A 1,411-nucleotide genomic window follows, 5' to 3' on the forward strand; every position below is an offset into this window, starting at 1 on the left:
AGGACAGGACGGTTTCTCGCGTGTCTCGGTTGCGAAACAGCGTGCCGCTGAAGCCGGTCTTGGTGTTGGCCTTCTGGTCCAGCACTTCCCATTCGGTGGCGAATTTGTCGGCCTGGGTGGTGACGAAGCGGCTGGAGTGGTCGTTTCCACGGGTCAGGGCATCCAAAAATGCTTGGCCTTGATTTCTGAAAACCGCTGGATTCTGCTCATCACGGATGAACGATTCGGCAGCGATTTGCAAATTGGCGTAGGAAAGGTATTCAGCAATGGTTGGTGCAGTCATTATTTCTTTTCCGAAGGCTTAAGTACTTTTTGCACAAAATTGGAGGCTTGCCGTGGCTGTGCGCTTGATCCGTGACGAGGAGCAAACTCTGGACAGGCATTATTAGCAGCCAGTAACCAGGGAGAACGCCCTCCCAGACGGATGCCCTGCGCCCAATCCACCATATAGCCGATACGTTCGGCAATCACCTCATTGGTTTGGAGGTCGACAACTTTGAGGGAACTGCCGGCGATCCAATAATCGCGTTCTTCCTTGGTGGAAATATCGTCATAGGTCACGCCGTACCGAGGGACTAAGCCTTTGGCGGCAACGCGATCTAGAACGTAATCATAGATATTTAGATCGAAATTTGGGTCGCGCTTCAATTCCAATTGGACATTCGGTGCATCGATTTTCATTTTTCTTACAGCTTTAACGGAGCCGGTATATCGGTATCTCACGCCGTCCGCCGGGTCGATGGCTTCGACATACAAATACCCCAAAGGGGGAGTAAAACTATCAGGATATTTATGAGTAGCTTCAAAACTACCCCGAAGAAAGTTGTGTATGTATCCTTTCCCCGCAGAATCACTCCCGTATGGATCATCCAACTTATATTGATCCCCATAATTAAGCCCATCAGGTCGCAGCTTCATCACAAAAATTCCCTCCACGTCCTCCACCGTCCGGTGAATGAACGCGCCCGATTTCTTGCACCGCTCGCGGAACATCTCGCCCGCGATGCGCTGGCGCTCCTTCATGGACTGGTTCGCGGCGGCGCTGCCGGGCGCGGCGGCGGGCGCGTAGTTGCTGGCGCAGCCGCCCAGGGCCAGCAGCAGGCACAGCAGGGCGGTACGCAGCGGGCTGCTTGGAATTAGGGGGTTTTGTTTGTTTTTGGTCATGGTTCTTCCTTCCTTGATTTCTTGAGTCGAATCGCTCTTACGCCCTAGTACTCATTGCCTTGATTGCTTCTCTTTTGATAGCAAAACGATGGTTTCCCGCCTTGGCTCGCTTGCGCTGGCAGGTGCTGCTTTCCGTATTGCTCTCCAAGGCCCCGGCCAGGGTGCCGTCCTTCATTTGCCCCACGCCCGCGCCGTTGAAGGTGACCACGCGCTGCGCCGCGCCCGCGTTGAGCAGATTGAACGCGGT

Annotated in this window: 3 protein-coding genes; all 3 read right to left on the bottom strand. The window is 54.2% G+C overall.

Features of this window, described 5'->3' with window-relative positions:
* Positions 1-283, bottom strand: a 283-nt coding sequence (locus BLT03_RS23610; RefSeq protein ID WP_217640203.1) for a hypothetical protein, incomplete at its 3' end; no start/stop codon positions are given.
* Entirely contained in the window at positions 283-1,164 is an 882-nt protein-coding gene (locus tag BLT03_RS24355) for a hypothetical protein (protein ID WP_139160553.1), read from the bottom strand. The genes BLT03_RS24355 and BLT03_RS23610, both read right to left, overlap by 1 nt.
* 37 nt (positions 1,165-1,201) lie before the next feature.
* On the bottom strand, positions 1,202-1,411 hold a 210-nt coding region (locus BLT03_RS24655), incomplete at its 5' end, for a hypothetical protein (protein WP_175537864.1).

The organism is Paracidovorax valerianellae (assembly GCF_900102625.1).
Classification (GTDB): Bacteria; Pseudomonadota; Gammaproteobacteria; order Burkholderiales; family Burkholderiaceae_C; genus Paracidovorax; species Paracidovorax valerianellae.